At 59.5% G+C, this 252-nt stretch carries 1 protein-coding gene; it reads right to left on the bottom strand.

Features of this window, described 5'->3' with window-relative positions:
* The coding region (locus tag O4G76_RS21140) for an AAA family ATPase (RefSeq protein WP_269399058.1) at positions 1–252 on the bottom strand (252 nt) is incomplete at both ends.

The raw sequence follows: 252 nt of genomic DNA, 5'->3' as shown, positions 1-252 counted from the left end.
GGCGTGTGCATCTCGTCGATGAACAGGATGATTTCACCCGCCGCATCGGTGACTTCGTTGAGAATTCCCTTGAGACGTTCCTCAAACTCGCCGCGATACTTCGCACCCGCAATGAGCGCGCCCATATCGAGCGCCAGCAGGCGTTTGTCCTTGAGGCTCTCCGGCACGTCGCCGTTTACGATGCGCAGGGCCATGCCTTCGGCAATCGCGGTTTTACCCACGCCCGGCTCACCAATCATGACGGGGTTGTTC

Source organism: Limimaricola sp. G21655-S1, from assembly GCF_027213785.1.
Taxonomy (GTDB): domain Bacteria; phylum Pseudomonadota; class Alphaproteobacteria; order Rhodobacterales; family Rhodobacteraceae; genus Limimaricola.
Note: the sequence above shows the minus strand (reverse complement) of the source record. Positions and strands in the feature narration are given on the sequence as shown.